Origin of the sequence: Prevotella sp. LMAG:51, from assembly GCF_008680225.1 — a bacterium.
Taxonomy (GTDB): Bacteria; Bacteroidota; Bacteroidia; order Bacteroidales; family Bacteroidaceae; genus Prevotella; species Prevotella pectinovora.
This window is the reverse complement of sequence record NZ_NALQ01000018.1, coordinates 31,102-45,861: the sequence shown is the minus strand read 5'-3', so window position 1 is coordinate 45,861 and position 14,760 is coordinate 31,102. Positions and strand designations below refer to the sequence as shown.

Annotated in this window: 11 protein-coding genes; 3 read left to right on the top strand and 8 right to left on the bottom strand. The window is 49.5% G+C overall.

Annotated features, from left to right (window positions below; all coding sequences use genetic code 11):
* The first annotated feature begins 23 nt into the window (after positions 1–23).
* Complete coding sequence (locus CCC32_RS06350; protein WP_287073129.1) at positions 24–3,845, top strand: DUF4922 domain-containing protein; 3,822 nt, start codon at positions 24–26, stop codon at positions 3,843–3,845.
* A gap of 16 nt (positions 3,846–3,861) precedes the next feature.
* A complete protein-coding gene (locus tag CCC32_RS06345) occupies positions 3,862–5,151 on the top strand; it encodes an MFS transporter (protein WP_022317640.1) in 1,290 nt (429 codons plus the stop codon).
* 1,238 nt (positions 5,152–6,389) lie between these two features.
* On the opposite strand, the gene CCC32_RS06340 is transcribed toward CCC32_RS06345, so the two are convergent.
* Complete coding sequence (locus CCC32_RS06340) at positions 6,390–6,629, bottom strand: helicase associated domain-containing protein (protein WP_042518764.1); 240 nt, start codon at positions 6,627–6,629, stop codon at positions 6,390–6,392.
* A gap of 237 nt (positions 6,630–6,866) precedes the next feature.
* On the opposite strand from CCC32_RS06340, the gene CCC32_RS06335 reads away from it, so the two are divergent.
* The gene (locus CCC32_RS06335; protein ID WP_287073127.1) at positions 6,867–7,871 is read left to right on the top strand and encodes a hypothetical protein; all 1,005 of its coding nucleotides are present in this window, start codon (positions 6,867–6,869) and stop codon (positions 7,869–7,871) included.
* Between the two features lie 308 nt (positions 7,872–8,179).
* On the opposite strand, the gene trxB is transcribed toward CCC32_RS06335, so the two are convergent.
* From trxB to CCC32_RS06300, 7 genes are all read right to left on the bottom strand, one after another.
* Complete coding sequence (gene trxB / locus CCC32_RS06330; RefSeq protein WP_287073125.1) at positions 8,180–9,115, bottom strand: thioredoxin-disulfide reductase; 936 nt, start codon at positions 9,113–9,115, stop codon at positions 8,180–8,182.
* 34 nt (positions 9,116–9,149) lie between these two features.
* On the bottom strand, positions 9,150–9,698 hold the full coding sequence (locus CCC32_RS06325; protein WP_022316761.1) for a glutathione peroxidase: 549 nt from the start codon (positions 9,696–9,698) through the stop codon (positions 9,150–9,152).
* Positions 9,699–9,997: 299 nt separating this feature from the next.
* Positions 9,998–10,963 (bottom strand): DNA/RNA non-specific endonuclease, encoded by a 966-nt coding sequence (locus tag CCC32_RS06320; RefSeq protein ID WP_287073123.1) that lies wholly within the window; start codon positions 10,961–10,963, stop codon positions 9,998–10,000.
* 233 nt (positions 10,964–11,196) lie between these two features.
* A complete protein-coding gene (locus tag CCC32_RS06315) occupies positions 11,197–11,448 on the bottom strand; it encodes a type B 50S ribosomal protein L31 (RefSeq protein WP_022316759.1) in 252 nt (83 codons plus the stop codon).
* 278 nt (positions 11,449–11,726) lie between these two features.
* Positions 11,727–12,296 (bottom strand): four helix bundle suffix domain-containing protein, encoded by a 570-nt coding sequence (locus CCC32_RS06310; protein WP_287073120.1) that lies wholly within the window; start codon positions 12,294–12,296, stop codon positions 11,727–11,729.
* 86 nt (positions 12,297–12,382) lie between these two features.
* Positions 12,383–13,795, bottom strand: a complete 1,413-nt coding sequence (locus tag CCC32_RS06305) for a hypothetical protein (protein WP_287073119.1) — start codon at positions 13,793–13,795, stop codon at positions 12,383–12,385.
* A gap of 51 nt (positions 13,796–13,846) precedes the next feature.
* Complete coding sequence (locus CCC32_RS06300; protein ID WP_287073117.1) at positions 13,847–14,752, bottom strand: DUF5689 domain-containing protein; 906 nt, start codon at positions 14,750–14,752, stop codon at positions 13,847–13,849.
* Positions 14,753–14,760 lie beyond the last annotated feature (8 nt).

Here is a 14,760-nt window from a genome sequence, read left to right as displayed (position 1 = left end):
AAAAAAAACAATTTATACACACCATGATAATAAAGACAGACTGTTTTCTGCCATGCGCCGACATCGAGGCCGTGATGCCTACGGTGAACCAGCTGAGAGAATGCAGGGCAGTGAAACACATAAACTTGCTCGTTTCGCAAGACTTCGCCATGCAGAACGCCGCTCCAGAGGGATGTGCGATGATTGTCGTAGACAATATCATGTCGTCGGCAACGATGATAAGCATCGCCGAGAATACCGACAGCGAATACACGATGATATACACCAAGTCCACACCGCTGACCATCGGACTCTATGCTCTGAGAAGGATGATCCGGGTGGCTGCCGAGACCAATGCGGCAATGGTATACAGCGACCACTATTCTGTGGAGAACGGCAACACCGTGGCACACCCCGTGATAGACTATCAGGCGGGCAGCCTGCGCGACGACTTCGACTTCGGAAGCGTGATGCTCTTCAAGAGCAGGCTGATAAAGGAATATGCCGCCGCTAACGCTGATGCCGACTACATGTATGCCGGTTTGTACGACCTGCGCCTGTTCATAAGCAGAAACGGTTCCATCTTCCATCTCAACGAATATCTCTATACAGAGGAGGAGAGCGACACCCGCACAAGCGGCGAGAAGCAGTTCGACTATGTCAACCCGCGCAACCGTGAGGTGCAGGTGGAGATGGAAAAAGCCGTCACGGCGCATCTCAAGGAGGTGGGAGCATTCATCGACACCGACGGATATGAGACTCCTGACTTCAACGAGCAGCAGTTCGCATGCGAGGCATCGGTGATAATACCGGTCAGAAACCGTGAGAAGACGATTTGCGACGCCGTGGACAGCGCATTGGCACAGAAGACGAAATTCAGATTCAACGTCATAGTTGTGGACAACCACTCCACCGACAACACTACGACTCTTCTGGAAGAATATGCTGCAAAACATGCTGACCCTTCAAAGCCTCAGCTCATACACATCGTGCCTGAGCGTACCGACCTCGGCATAGGTGGATGCTGGAATGTGGCGGTGAACGACAGCAGATGCGGAAAATTCGCCGTGCAGCTCGACAGCGACGACCTCTATTCGTCTGAAAACACGCTGCAGACTATCGTAGACGAATTCCACAAGCAGCATGCGGCAATGATCATCGGAAGCTACCGTATGTGTGACTTCAACCTCAACACGCTGCCGCCAGGACTGATAGACCATGCGGAATGGACCGACGACAACGGATGCAACAACGCCCTGCGCATCAACGGACTGGGAGCGCCACGCGCTTTCTTCACACCGCTGCTCCGGCAGTTGCAGTTCCCCAACACGAGCTATGGCGAAGACTATGCCATGGCGCTCGCCTTCTGCCGCCGCTACAGGATTGGCAGGATATTCTCCGAACTGTATCTCTGCCGCCGATGGGGCGGAAACAGCGATGCCGCTCTGAGCATAGAGAAGGTGAATGCCAACAACTTATACAAGGACAGAATCAGAACAATAGAGCTCTCTGCCAGACAGCAGATAGAGAAGGGAATGATGGACTTCAGCGACGACAGTTCGCTCCACCGCTTCTTCAACAGACAGATGGAGCAGTGGGACCTGGCAAGGGAGAACTTCCGCGACCTTCACAATGTGGAGCAGCGCCAGCTCAACAGCGAAGGCAACAATATCATTGTGCAGTTCAATCCGGCACGCATCGTCTCCACAGGGGCAAGGATAGACAAGAAGAGTCTGGAGAAGCGTCCGTGCTTCCTCTGCCGCAAAAACCGTCCTGAGGAACAGATGTCGAAGACTGTCGACAAGGACTTCGAACTTCTCGTCAACCCCTACCCTATCCTGCCGGCACATTTCACGATACCCAAGCTCACCCACCAGCCACAGGCAATATACCACAACTACAGCGAGATACACCGTCTGCTCACGCTGTTCCCCAAGCTGATGGTGTTCTACAACGGTCCGAAATGCGGAGCGTCGGCTCCCGACCATTGTCATTTCCAGGCCGGCACGAGCGGACTGCTGCCGCTGCAGACGGGATGGCAACGCTATTGCCGCAACATGACGGAGATATCCACCAACAACGACGGCGAGAGCATTTCCGTGATAAACGAATATCCTTCGCCGGCACTGCTCATCCGCAGCAAGAGTCTGAAGGGCGACGCCGAACTGTTCAAATTCGTTTACAAGGCGCTGCCAATGGCAAAGGACGACTATGAGCCGATGATGAACATCGTGAGCTGGAGAAACGGCGACGAATATCTCTCGGTGGTATTCCCTCGCCGCCGCCACCGTCCGGCATGCTATCCCGACCTGTCGGCTCCTGAGGCCGAGGGTTCGCTGATGATCAGTCCGGGAGCTCTCGACATGGCTGGAATGATAATAACGCCGCGAGAGGCCGACTTCAAGAGTCTCACGGCAGAGAAGGCGATAGAAATACTGCGTGAGGTGAGCCTCAACGACGAGGAGTTTGCCTCTGTGATAAAGAAGATAAAGGAGAATGCCAACAAACCTTCGGCAGCGAGCATGATATGCCCCAAGCGCCGCGAGCCCAACGTTCACGTGGGAATAGTGAGCGGCGAGAGGATTGAGTTCTCGCTCAACGGCGAGTATTCTGCCAAGGGTGAGATAATCACCGGCAGACAGGTGGTGGAATTCTCTGAGGGTGGAATATTGTGGAACGGCAACCAATACCGCGAACTCTGTTTCTCACCGAAGACCGACAAGGCGTCGTTCTCGCTCTTCGACGTGACCATCGGTGTGAACTTCCACTGGGAGCGCAAGGAGACGCAGACCTTCCAGGGAGAACTGAACCTCGTGGTGGAGGCCGACAAGATATGCGCCATAAACAGTCTGCCTGTGGAGAAATATCTCGAAAGCGTAATCTCAAGCGAGATGAGCGCCACATCGAGTCTGGAACTGCTCAAGGCTCACGCCGTAATCTCCCGCTCATGGCTGCTCGCACAGATGAAGAAGAGGATGGAAGTGGCTGAGAGCGGCAACAACTTTTTCTCGTTTGTCAAGAAGGACGACATGCTCATCCGCTGGTACGACCGCGAAGACCACACCATATTCGACGTGTGTGCCGACGACCACTGCCAGCGCTATCAGGGAATAACGAAAGAGACGTCGCCACACGTGGCACAGGCGATAAAGCTGACGAGAGGACAGATTCTCATGAACGGCAACGACATCTGCGACGCCAGGTTCTCGAAATGCTGCGGAGGAGTGAGCGAGGAGTTCCAATACTGCTGGGAGGATGTGTCAAAACCTTATCTCATCGCCGTCAGGGATACCGAGGGCGGAATGAAGGACGGCGGCGAAAGCGTGCCCGACCTCACCATCGAGGAGAATGCCGAGAAATGGATAAGGACGAGTCCGGAGAGCTTCTGCAACACCAGCGATGCCAAGGTGCTCTCTGAGGTGCTCAACGACTACGACCAGGAGACTGCCGACTTCTACCGCTGGCACGTCACTCTGACTCAGCAGAAGCTGAAGAGTCTGCTGGATGAGAAACTGAAGATGAACCTCGGCGACATCATCGACCTCAAGGCGGTGGAACGCGGAAAGAGTGGCAGGATAAGCAAACTGCTGATAGTGGGCACCGAACGCTCGTTCACCATCGGCAAGGAACTGGAGATAAGACGCGCCCTGAGCGACTCTCACCTCTATAGCTCGGCATTCGTGGTAGACCGCAAAGACATCGGCAGCGACGGTGTGCCGCAGCGGTTCGAACTCACGGGAGCCGGATGGGGACACGGTGTGGGACTGTGTCAGATAGGTGCTGCCGTGATGGGAGAAAAGGGTTTCGACTACCGTCAGATTCTACTCCACTACTATCGCAACGCCGAGATAAAGGACATTTATTGAAAACAACGAAACGAAAATGAAGACTAAAACATCTCCGTGGGCATGGGTGCCCACCCTATATTTCGCCGAGGGACTGCCAAACGCCATCGTGACGGGTCTCTCCGTGGTGATGTATATGCAAATGGGACTCACCGACACTGAGGTGGGTCTCTTCACCGGATGGCTGGCTCTGCCGTGGGTGATAAAACCGCTGTGGAGCCCGTTCATCGACCTCCTGAAGACCAAGCGCTGGTGGGTGCTCGCCATGCAGATGCTCATCGGCAGCGCATTGGCTGGCATAGCGTTCAGCATACCTACGGCATTCTGGTTTCAGGCCACCATGTGCCTGTTCTTCATCATCGCCTTCTGCAGCGCCACCCACGACGTGGCTGCCGACGGGTTCTACATGATAGAACTCGACAACCACAACCAGGCAAAATACGTGGGGCTCAGAAACACGTTCTACAGACTCGCAATAATCTTCGTCAACGGCATTCTCGTGTCGCTCGCCGGAGTGCTGCAGGTGGTGTTCCGCAATCAGATAAAATTCTCGTGGGCTCTGATATTCTATGGGCTCGCCGGACTGTTCCTGGGAATGTGGCTGCTCCACTGCCGCACTATGCCGAAACCTGCAGATGACGCTCATACGCAACGCAGCATGACAGAGGTGGCTAACGAGATAAAGACGATGTTCACCACGTTTTTCAGCAAGTTCAAGGCTTCTGAAACGCTTTGTGTAATGCTCTTCCTGCTGCTATACAGATTTCCGGAGGCCTTGCTCAACACCATGACGAAGACATTCATCCTGCGCCCCAACTCCCAGGGCGGTCTGGGACTCTCGCCACAGGAATACGGACTCGCCAACGGCACGGTGGGACTGATCGGTCTGCTGCTCGGCGGAATCCTCGGCGGATATCTCGTGAGCCGCGACGGTATGAAGAAATGGCTGTGGCCGATGGTGTGTGCCATCACTCTGCCTGATGTGGTGTATATATATCTGAGCTATTCGCTCAACTCCGACCTCTTCGTAGTGTCGTCGTGTCTCTTCGTGGAACAGTTCGGATACGGACTGGGATTCACCGTGCTCACGCTCTACATGCTCTTCTACAGCCAGGGCAAGTTCAAGACCTCCCACTACTCCATCTGCACCGGAATATCATATCTCGGACTGATGCTTCCGGGCATGGTGTCGGGATATATGAAGGATATGCTGGGCTATCGCACGTTCTTCATCATCGTGATGCTCTGCTGCACCATCACGTTCCTCGTAACGGCATTCCTGAAGATAGACCCTGACTTCGGAAAGGAAACGTCTGAAGAGGAATGATAACACATCAAACGGACTGATGAACGATTTGTAGTTAGACGGTCTAATGACCGTTTGGTGGTTATATTCCGGTTGAATTCATGGACTGAAAAACAGACTTGTGATGTCTAAAACATAGACCCTGATTTTCCCCCACAGCGTGGGGAACAGACCCCCCTAATGTGGGGTTTCATTCCCCACGACGTGGGGGAAAAACAGGACGGGCGAAAGGGATATGTGATTTAAGACAAAAACCGGAAAAACACCCGATGTCTTTTACGAGCCTTACAGCTTATCATCTGTCGGCTGTACTTCCCTGTCGAGAGCCAGCTCTCGACGGAAACTACATCCGGCAGCTGATGGTGGTGACCATAGTCACCACCTCGTAAAAGACATCGAGCGATAAACAGGGGAAAAACCACAAAGCTGATGAAGTTCAAACTTAACTCCAAGCCAATAGTAACTACTCTGAATATTGTCATCAGCCCCCACCTAGCCTCCCCCGAAGGGGAGGGACAGTTACTGTTACTATTGATAAACGATTGATAATCAGACAACTACAAATGACTATCATGCAGCCAATGCTATCTATCCCTCCCCTTCGGGGGAGGCTAGGTGGGGGCTGTCGTCGATAGCCGGAGTAATCTGTTCCTTCCCTTTGGGAAGGTTAGGATGGGTTTGAGGCCAGGTGGGGGCTGATGTCGGCAGAAAAATCATCCACCTTGGGTTTATCCAGGTTCTTGTCTAAATCTGCGGGTCAAAAACAACGAAAAGCGGTTGAACAACGACATGGAAGTCGCCATTCAACCGCTCCGGTTACACCCTCTCATGCGAGCGGGTATACAAATAAACTGATTCTCTCTAATACTTTCTAAAATTCAAATACTTCAGAAAATTTACTTGTAGAGCTTCATGCCGATGTTCATTCCAACACTTGCCAATACTGCAAAAGCTACTACACATGCTGTTACTAACATAAATGTCAACATAATCAATTTCCTTTCTCTTTTTAGTTATCGTTAAACAATCTTCTTACCTGCTGCTCTTATTGCAGCTTTTATCTATATCTTTATCTTTTCAGTTGCAAAGTTAATGCCTTTTGTGTTCGCACACAACAAATAGAGGGGATATAGTCGTTTCATACACTTTTTATTGATATCGGTCAAAGAAGGCATATATTAATAGTTAGATAATTGACATAAAACAAGCGGAAATATATACAAATATATGACAAACGCATGACACTATGTACATAATATTTACAAAAACAATGCCTTTTTGTCAGATTTTATTATCCTGCTGTCAGACAATTCCTGTAGCATCCGGAGCTTCTCTTCTGAGAGTTTGTCCAGCTTGGCCAGTTTCTTGTTGTATTTCCACCAGTTGAGCAGTCCCCGGTTCTCCACCTTCTTCTTGTCGGGCAGCTGATGATGCTGCTCCACATAGTCCTTTAGCTGCTGATACTTGGTCAGCCATTTGGTTTCATTCACTGTTGCCATACACCTTATATTATATATTCCGCAAGTTTTCAACTTGCTCTGCTAGTTGACAAGCAGGCAAGATACAAGTAAACAAGGAGACCGCAAAAGTACAACAATAAACTAACACTTCAAAAAAGAGAAAACACTTATAGGGATTTTCCCTCCCACTTTAGGGAAAAACCCTTTGGCAGCACCAGGAATTGTTGTTTCTTTGCACCAGAGAAAAGAACATTACGAACATAAAACACAATGATCATGAAAAGGTTTATATTATCAATGGCATTGCTTCTCACCGTGGCACTATCCACAATGGCGATGAGCTACGAGCAGGCAAGGGACAGAGCACTCTTCCTGACCGACAAGATGGCTTACGAGCTGAACCTGAACGATGAGCAGTATGAGGCAGCATACGAGGTGAACCTCGACTATCTGATGAGCATAAGCACCTATGATGACCTCTACGGCACATACTGGACGAGAAGAAACATGGATCTCAGCTATATCCTCTTCGACTGGCAGTATAACGCCTTCTGCTCAGCGGCATATTTCTACCGTCCGCTTATATGGACCAACGGCGTGTGGCGATTCAGCATCTATGTACGCTACCCGAACCGCACATATTTCTATTTCGGCAGACCGGCATTCTATGCCACATACTACGGCGGACACAGCTGGCACAGAAACGGCGGACGCAGCTGGTATCACGGACGCACCTTCGGACCTCGCCCAGGAGAGAGCCGCTTTGGAATGAGAGACAGATATGACCGTGGCGATTTCCGCGGACAAAGAGGCCATGACCGCAGACATGACAACGGACGCTATGACCGAAACAACAGACGCAACGACAACAACGGACGCTATGACCGAAACAACAGACGCAACGACAACAACAGCGGACGCTACGACCGAAACAACAGACGCGACGACAACAACAGCGGACGCTATGACCGCGGCAACAACAGACGCGACAACAACAGCGGCTACAGAGGCACTACACCGAGGAGAGGCACCGGCAACGGCACAACGAATCTGAGCAGCTCTCGCACGACAGTGAGCCAAGAGATAGGCAGATCATCAAGGGGCAACAGTTTCAACAACAGCCCGACGAGAATATATCGTCCGGCAGGCGGTTCTTCCCGCCCTGCCAACACCTTCACACCGAGCCGCAGCAGTTCGTCGAACAACAGGTCTGTCAGCAGCGGCAACAGTTCATCAAGAGGCAGCGGACGTTCCGGTGGCGGTGGAAGATTCGGAAGATAAAAGGATAAAAGAAAGAAGACTTATATCATATATACAACACAAGACTGACTGGAAAGAAGGATTAAACATACTATATTAAAGAAACGATAGGTAAAAGGATTTTGAAGCATAAAAGACATCAGGATATATTAAGGTAATGCAGACCTAAGAAAGGAGTGAGGAATCTGATTCTTCGCTCCTTTTGCTTTATTCTTATAATCCCAGACAGAAGGACATAAAAATAGGAGGAAAAATATTTCATCTTCCTCCTACCCTATCGCAAGCCCACCATTACGGGCTGCATATTCACGAAACTCTCAAAGAGAGAATTACTTGTTCAAGAGATATCTCTCTGCCTCAAGCGCAGCCTTGCAACCGCTTGCTGCAGCCGTGATAGCCTGACGGTATACTGGGTCGGCAACGTCGCCGGCAACGAACACTCCAGGAATCTTGGTGCGTGGTGTGCCGTCGATGGTCTTGATATAACCCACCTCGTCGGTCTCGAGCCACTCCTTGAATACGTCAGAGTTTGGCTTATGGCCGATAGCGAGGAAGAAACCGTCAATCTGGATGTCAACCTTCTCCTCGTCTGCCTCGCCGCGACGCTTCACGAGATGTGCGCCTTCTACACCGTTCTTCTCACCGTAGAGTCCGATGGTGTTGTGCTCAAAGAGCACCTCGATGTTCTCAGCGTTCATCACTCTCTCCTGCATCACCTTAGAGGCTCTGAGGAATGGCTTGCGCACGATGAGATATACCTTCTTTGCCAGACCGGCGAGATAGAGGGCATCCTCACAGGCTGTGTCGCCACCGCCCACAACGGCAACGGTCTTCTTGCGATAGAAGAATCCGTCGCATGTGGCACATGCAGACACTCCCATACCGTTGTATTTCTTCTCGTCGTCAAGTCCGAGATACTTTGCAGACGCTCCAGTGGCGATGATCACGGTGTCCGCCTCAATCTCAACGCCCTCTTCGGTTGTCACCTTGTAGGGAGCCTTGCTGAAGTCCACCTTAGTGATGATGCCGTCGCGGATGTCAGCGCCGAAGCGTTCTGCCTGCTCGCGGATGTCGTTCATCATCTGTCCGCCAAGCACTCCTTGAGGATAACCGGGGAAGTTCTCCACCATAGTGGTCTGTGTGAGCTGGCCACCGGTGAGCAGACCGCAATATTCAACTGGCTTCAAGTTTGCTCTTGAAGCATAAATAGCAGCAGTGTATCCTGCAGGACCACTACCGATAATCAAGCATTTTACGTGTTCCATATTATAATTTAGTATTTAAAGTCGTTATTCTGTTTTACAACAGTTCTTCTATCTTCTTCTCGACGTTCTCCATATTCTCTGTAGGTTCGAAGCGCTCTACCACCATTCCGTATTTGTTTACGAGGAATTTGGTGAAGTTCCACTTGATGTCTGCCTTTGACTTGTAGTCGGGATCGGCCTGTGAGAGCATCTCGTCGAGAACCTTTGTCAACGGATGGCTTTCGTCCCATCCGGCGAAGCCCTTCTGCGAAGTGAGGAATTTATATAGAGGATCGGCATCTGGACCGTTCACCTTCACCTTCTTGAAGCGTGGGAACTCCGTGCCGAAGTTCAATTTGCAAAACTCATGGATAGACTCATCGGTTCCTGGTGCCTGCTGTCCGAACTGGTTGCAGGGGAAGTCGAGGATTTCAAAACCCTGGCTGTGATATTTCTCGTAGAGCTTCTCCAACTCTTCATACTGTGGAGTGAATCCGCATTTAGTGGCTGTGTTGACAATCAGTAATACCTCGTTGGCATACTCCTTGAGAGCTACCATCTTTCCTTTTCTGTCCTTAACCGAAAAGTCAAATACTGTATTCATTTCTATTCTTGTTTTTTGTTTTAAAATATATTTCCGATTTAATAACCTGTTCTCTTGCAGAATGACGCTTCTTGCCACGGAACCATCTGCGCCAAGGATATACCCTGCGCATTACAGGTTGAGGAATCCATACCCCTACAGGCTGACAATCCTCTTACCACAGATTGATAATCCACGATTACAGACTTATAATATCTCCATTGCAGAGGCTTCAGAAGAAGCATTCTCGCCAATCTATTTGCAAAAATAGGCATTTCTGATGAAAAGGCACCAAATAAATGCGGAATATTTGCGATTTTTTATAAACCGAAGTCCATTGTCGCAGCCACTTTCTCTACCTGCGCCTCTGTCTTGTCCGGCAGATTGCAGAAGAAGTCTATCTTGTTGCCAAGTTTGTTCTGCAGTTCGGAGATGGAAACGACATATCCCTTCAGCGCATCGTCGCCATGATATACGTTAGTGTGCTCAAACCAGAAAGCGAGGCCGGAATACACGTTGAGTTTGGCACGCTTCCACACCACGGCTGCATAGAAATACTTCGGAACTATCATCTTGCCGCCGATACGCTGCAGGATATGGTTCTCGCTGTCTATCGTACCGCCCTTGCAGACGAAGAGGGAGTCAGCGGAGGAGAACTTTGTTCCTGACACGAAGTTATACAGGAACTGCTCCATGTTTATCCACAGACCCTTGTACTTATAGTTCTTGTCGCTTCCGTTGAACACCTTGTACTGCGGCTGCATATTGGTAAGATAGAACGTCTGCTTGTTTATGGCGAGGCTGTACAGACGGTCGTTCGACGGACAGAGATGTCCATGGTCGAATCCAGACCCGTATATCAAATCCTGTCCGTTGCTCTTAGTGTAATAATCGTCAGTTGTCAGGTTTACAACGTCGAACGGATACTGCATCTCGCCTTCGGCGGCATACCATCGCTGCACATTCTTCTTTATGTTCTGCTTGGTCATCACATAGCATGTCCAGCGGTTTGACTTCAGAGTGCGGTCCCACTCCACACAGTAGTTCACTCCGTCTTTGTCGAACGTATTGTCGCTCACCCTATAGGCTATGAACTGGCTGTTGCCTCCCTGCAGATGCGGCACTTCGGTTCTTGTCGCGGCAGCATCGGTATAGTCGGTGTTTCTGTTTACGTTGGGTTCTTTTGCCGGTGAAGAACCGCCACCATCATTGTCGCTGCCGCATGCCGTGAAGAAAAGGGCAACTGCCGCAGCATACATAGCACGAATAAGAAATCTGTTCTTCATAATGAATTTCATAATGATTTGAATTGTCTTAGTTTTCTTTTCCTCTGGCTGACTGTCAGCAGCAAGAGGATTATTCCCCAAAATGGGTTTAACCCATCTCATAAAACAGCGTAACGCCCGTTTCGGGGGCAAGACAGATTGGGATACAAACAAAAAGTGCGTTCATGCGCATATGCAACTACGCTTGAACACACTTTAATATCTTCCTGAATAATTATATATCTTAGTATATATTATTTACGGGCTTTTCCATAGCGGCTCATGAACTTGTCCACACGACCTGCGGAGTCAACGAGCTTGCTCTTACCAGTATAGAACGGGTGAGAAGTGCTTGAAATTTCGACCTTTACCACTGGGTAAGTCTCTCCTTCAAATTCTACTGTATCGTTAGTCTTGCATGTAGAACGTGTAAGGAACATATCGCCGTTGGACATATCCTTGAATACGACGGGGCGATAGTTTTCTGGATGGATACCTTTTTTCATTTTAATCTAAAATTGTTTGTTTATTTGTTTATTATTTTCGATGCTTTTCAGCATTTGGCTGCAAAGGTAAGGCTTTTTTGTGGAATGGACAAGAAATTTTGGAAAAATGTTGAACCAGCAGGCTAAATGAGGGGGCTACGCCTTTTTTAAGACAAATAGGACGTTTTAGGACTTATAGGACAGATAGGACTTATAGGACAAATACAGCCTTGCTATTAATCCTATAAGCCCTATTTGTCCTATTTGTCCTATCTGTCCCATAAAGATTTCTCACTTTCTCACTTCTTCCACCCATTCTGTTGCCGATAAGCAATTCTGCCCCTCGTCATTTCCTCCCTGATTCCACCGTTTTTCAGGAAATCCGCCTTTTGTCTCTCTATCAACAGTCTGAGGAGAGTGTCTGCTTGATGAATCAGTATTATTGCAATATTTGCGATGGCTTCAGCCGAACGGCTCGGAATCTGTTTCATATAAAATTCCGTATCATTATGTCTTTTACAAATATCCCTCGCCTTTACAGTTCTTACATCTGATATTCCCCACTGTACCAGTCCGTTTTGCCTGAGATAGTCCTCATAATCCAGCAATAGTTCTTGCAGACTTGCTTTCGCCACATTGGTCAGTTTCAGCTCCGTTTCTCGTGAGGTGGTTGCCGCCGCACTGCCCTCGGCAATATTCTGTCTGCCGCTGCGCGCAGCCTGTATCATCTGGTCTACGGTACGGTCAGTCCTGTCCAAGAATTTGTGTGCGAAATAATATGTGATGTCATATATGCAAGTTGCCTTCTGAAATGCTATCAAATCACGATAGCCTCCTTTCTGCGGAATAAACTCCTTGTCGTTTTCCATTTTATGTATTGTTAGATTTAGGAGTGCTTAGAAAAATCCCATCATCTGGAGGGATGATGGGATTCTGAATATATAAGGTCAATGTTTTATTTAATGATAACGGTAGAGCCCATTGTCAAAGTGTAATCGTCAATCAATACATCTCCGCCTGGCTTTTTGGCATTCATTACAAGAAGGCTGTAGGTACCCTCTGTTTCGATTGTGAATGTATATGTGACTTTCACCCATTTCGTGGCTGTTATGTCGTTTACATAGTCACCATATTTATAATCGCTTCCGGTTGGGTTTGCTCCATCTTTCACCGGAACATATCCCGGACGAACAGAGGCACCTGTAGATGTTGCAGCTTTTGCATAGAACGTAACAGTATATTCACCTGGCTTCAGAGTTATCTCCTTGTAACCAAGGCGCTTGTTGGCAGAACTTGATCCACCTACCTTTACAGAATACTTTCCGCTGTGAGCATCTGTACTCTGGCTGAGTGTTGCATTTCCTGCAGAAGAAGCAGTCTTCCAGTTATTTGGCAAACCGTTTGTCCAGTTCTCAAAGTCGCCATTCGAAGCGCTCGCATCACCGGTAGTGCCACCTTCAGAACCGCTGCCGCCGTTGCTCTTGAGCGAAACGAGATAAGCCTTGCCCTGAACGGTCTCTGGGGTGTTGCCCATATAGTTGACAACCTTGCCGCATACTACCACTTCGTCACCAACATTGAGAGTTGCGCCTGAGGTGTATTTCTCATTGTTCAGATAAAGAGCACGGAACACATAGAACTGATTGTCTGCCTTGCCATCGTCGGAGATGTAGAATGTGGCATTGCCAAACTGGGTGCCATACTGCTCCTTGACTGAAACCACCTTTCCCTTGATATATACGTCCTTGTCTGACTCCACGCCGGCAGCGAGAGACGATGCATACAGGTTTGCAGCCACGCTGTTGAATGGGTTTGCCTTTGTACCGTCGCCGGTTGGCTGACCTGCTGCCGGCTGGTCTGAACCGCCGCCACCGTTGCCATTGATTGAAACGATATAGTTTCCGGTAGTGAATTCCTTTGTTCCGTTGTAGTTCACAAGCTTACCGCATATCACTACCTCATCGCCTGGCTTGAGAGCGTCCTCGCCAGAGAACTTGGTTCGGTTTGGCCCTGCATATCCGTTGAAAACGAGGAACTGGTTTGTTGCTGTACCGTCGTCGGAGATGTAGTATTTGAGACTGCCGTAGCTCGGGTCGAAACTGCCAGACTGTACTGACACTACCTTACCCTTTACATAGACTTCCTTGTCCTCGGCACCACCATTGTCAATATACTTGATGGCAGCAGCCACGTTGTACGGATCTGCCTGTGTACCGGTACCTGCCGGCTCCATTTCCGGACTTGAAGGTTCATCAGGTGTTACGTCCGGCATTTCATACGGTGCAGGAACGTCTTCACAGCTTGTCAGCGATGCGAATGAGAATGTCAGGGCAGCCATCGCCATTACTGAATATAATATCTTTTTCATTGTATTTCTTTTTTATAGTTTTGTTACTTTTTATTGAATTCTCAGCCTTGCTTATTTCACCTCCTCGATGTCGCTGTCTGAACGAAGGAGAATCTGCCAGGTGTAGCCATATTTTGAAGGATTTGTGGCGTATACGGTGAAGATACCGGTGAGGTTCACCTTTCCCGTAGGCATCGCCTTGGCAGCGAAGTCGGCGTATGTGCTGCTGCGCACTACCATCAGACTCTGTGCCTTGCCACCGATTTTCACCGTGCGGCTCACTCCGTTTCCGGCGTCCTTGTCAGCCTCCGGCGCCCATGCCAGTTTGCCGTCAGCGCCATCCATCTCCACGTTTTCCAGTGTCATCAGCTTTCCACGATGAGATTTCACGTATGCCACGTCTTTCAGCTTTGACACATCGAATTTCTCAGGCACCACCTTTGAAGCGTCTGCCGCACCGAGAATCTTGAAGTGCTCGTTCCACACGTTGATGTTCATACGGCTTGGGAATGTCCTGCCGCTGGTATTCGTATATGGCACACCAACCTGCACGTTGTTGCCATAGATGCCGATATAGAGTCCCTTGAGGTTTACGAGGATTTCCTGTCCTACAGGCAGGAATCCGAAGAGTCCGCCCTTCTGTATGCAGATGAGGAGTCCCTCTCCGCTCTCGTCCTGCACGGCAATCTGGTTGTAGATGTTTCCCTGAATGTCGTTTCCGGTCACACGCACCTTCAACTGCCAGTCTTCCGTGATGCGCACGGTGTCGTTTGCCTGTGATGAGGGGATGAGGTCTACTGTCTTTGCCTTCAGTTCTTTTATGGATATCATCTTGGCATCGTCCTCCACGATGTCGTTGTTGCCATATGGAGCCACCTCGCCGGTCGGGTCGTTCCAGTCATCGTCCATGCAAGAAGTGGCAAGTCCGCCGAGGAGCATTGCCGCAACGAGGAATTTTATATATTTCGTCTTTTTCATTGTCATGA

Bases quoted from the DNA above. Each gene is read 5' to 3' on its own strand.
- CCC32_RS06345 (WP_022317640.1), top strand. From the start codon at position 3,862: ATGAAGACTAAAACATCTCCGTGGGCATGGGTGCCCACCCTATATTTC.
- trxB (WP_287073125.1), bottom strand. From the start codon at position 9,115: ATGGAACACGTAAAATGCTTGATTATCGGTAGTGGTCCTGCAGGATAC.
- CCC32_RS06350 (WP_287073129.1), top strand. From the start codon at position 24: ATGATAATAAAGACAGACTGTTTTCTGCCATGCGCCGACATCGAGGCC.
- CCC32_RS06300 (WP_287073117.1), bottom strand. From the start codon at position 14,752: ATGAAAAAGACGAAATATATAAAATTCCTCGTTGCGGCAATGCTCCTC.
- CCC32_RS06325 (WP_022316761.1), bottom strand. From the start codon at position 9,698: ATGAATACAGTATTTGACTTTTCGGTTAAGGACAGAAAAGGAAAGATG.
- CCC32_RS06305 (WP_287073119.1), bottom strand. From the start codon at position 13,795: ATGAAAAAGATATTATATTCAGTAATGGCGATGGCTGCCCTGACATTC.
- CCC32_RS06320 (WP_287073123.1), bottom strand. From the start codon at position 10,963: ATGAAGAACAGATTTCTTATTCGTGCTATGTATGCTGCGGCAGTTGCC.
- CCC32_RS06310 (WP_287073120.1), bottom strand. From the start codon at position 12,296: ATGGAAAACGACAAGGAGTTTATTCCGCAGAAAGGAGGCTATCGTGAT.
- CCC32_RS06340 (WP_042518764.1), bottom strand. From the start codon at position 6,629: ATGGCAACAGTGAATGAAACCAAATGGCTGACCAAGTATCAGCAGCTA.
- CCC32_RS06315 (WP_022316759.1), bottom strand. From the start codon at position 11,448: ATGAAAAAAGGTATCCATCCAGAAAACTATCGCCCCGTCGTATTCAAG.
- CCC32_RS06335 (WP_287073127.1), top strand. From the start codon at position 6,867: ATGAAAAGGTTTATATTATCAATGGCATTGCTTCTCACCGTGGCACTA.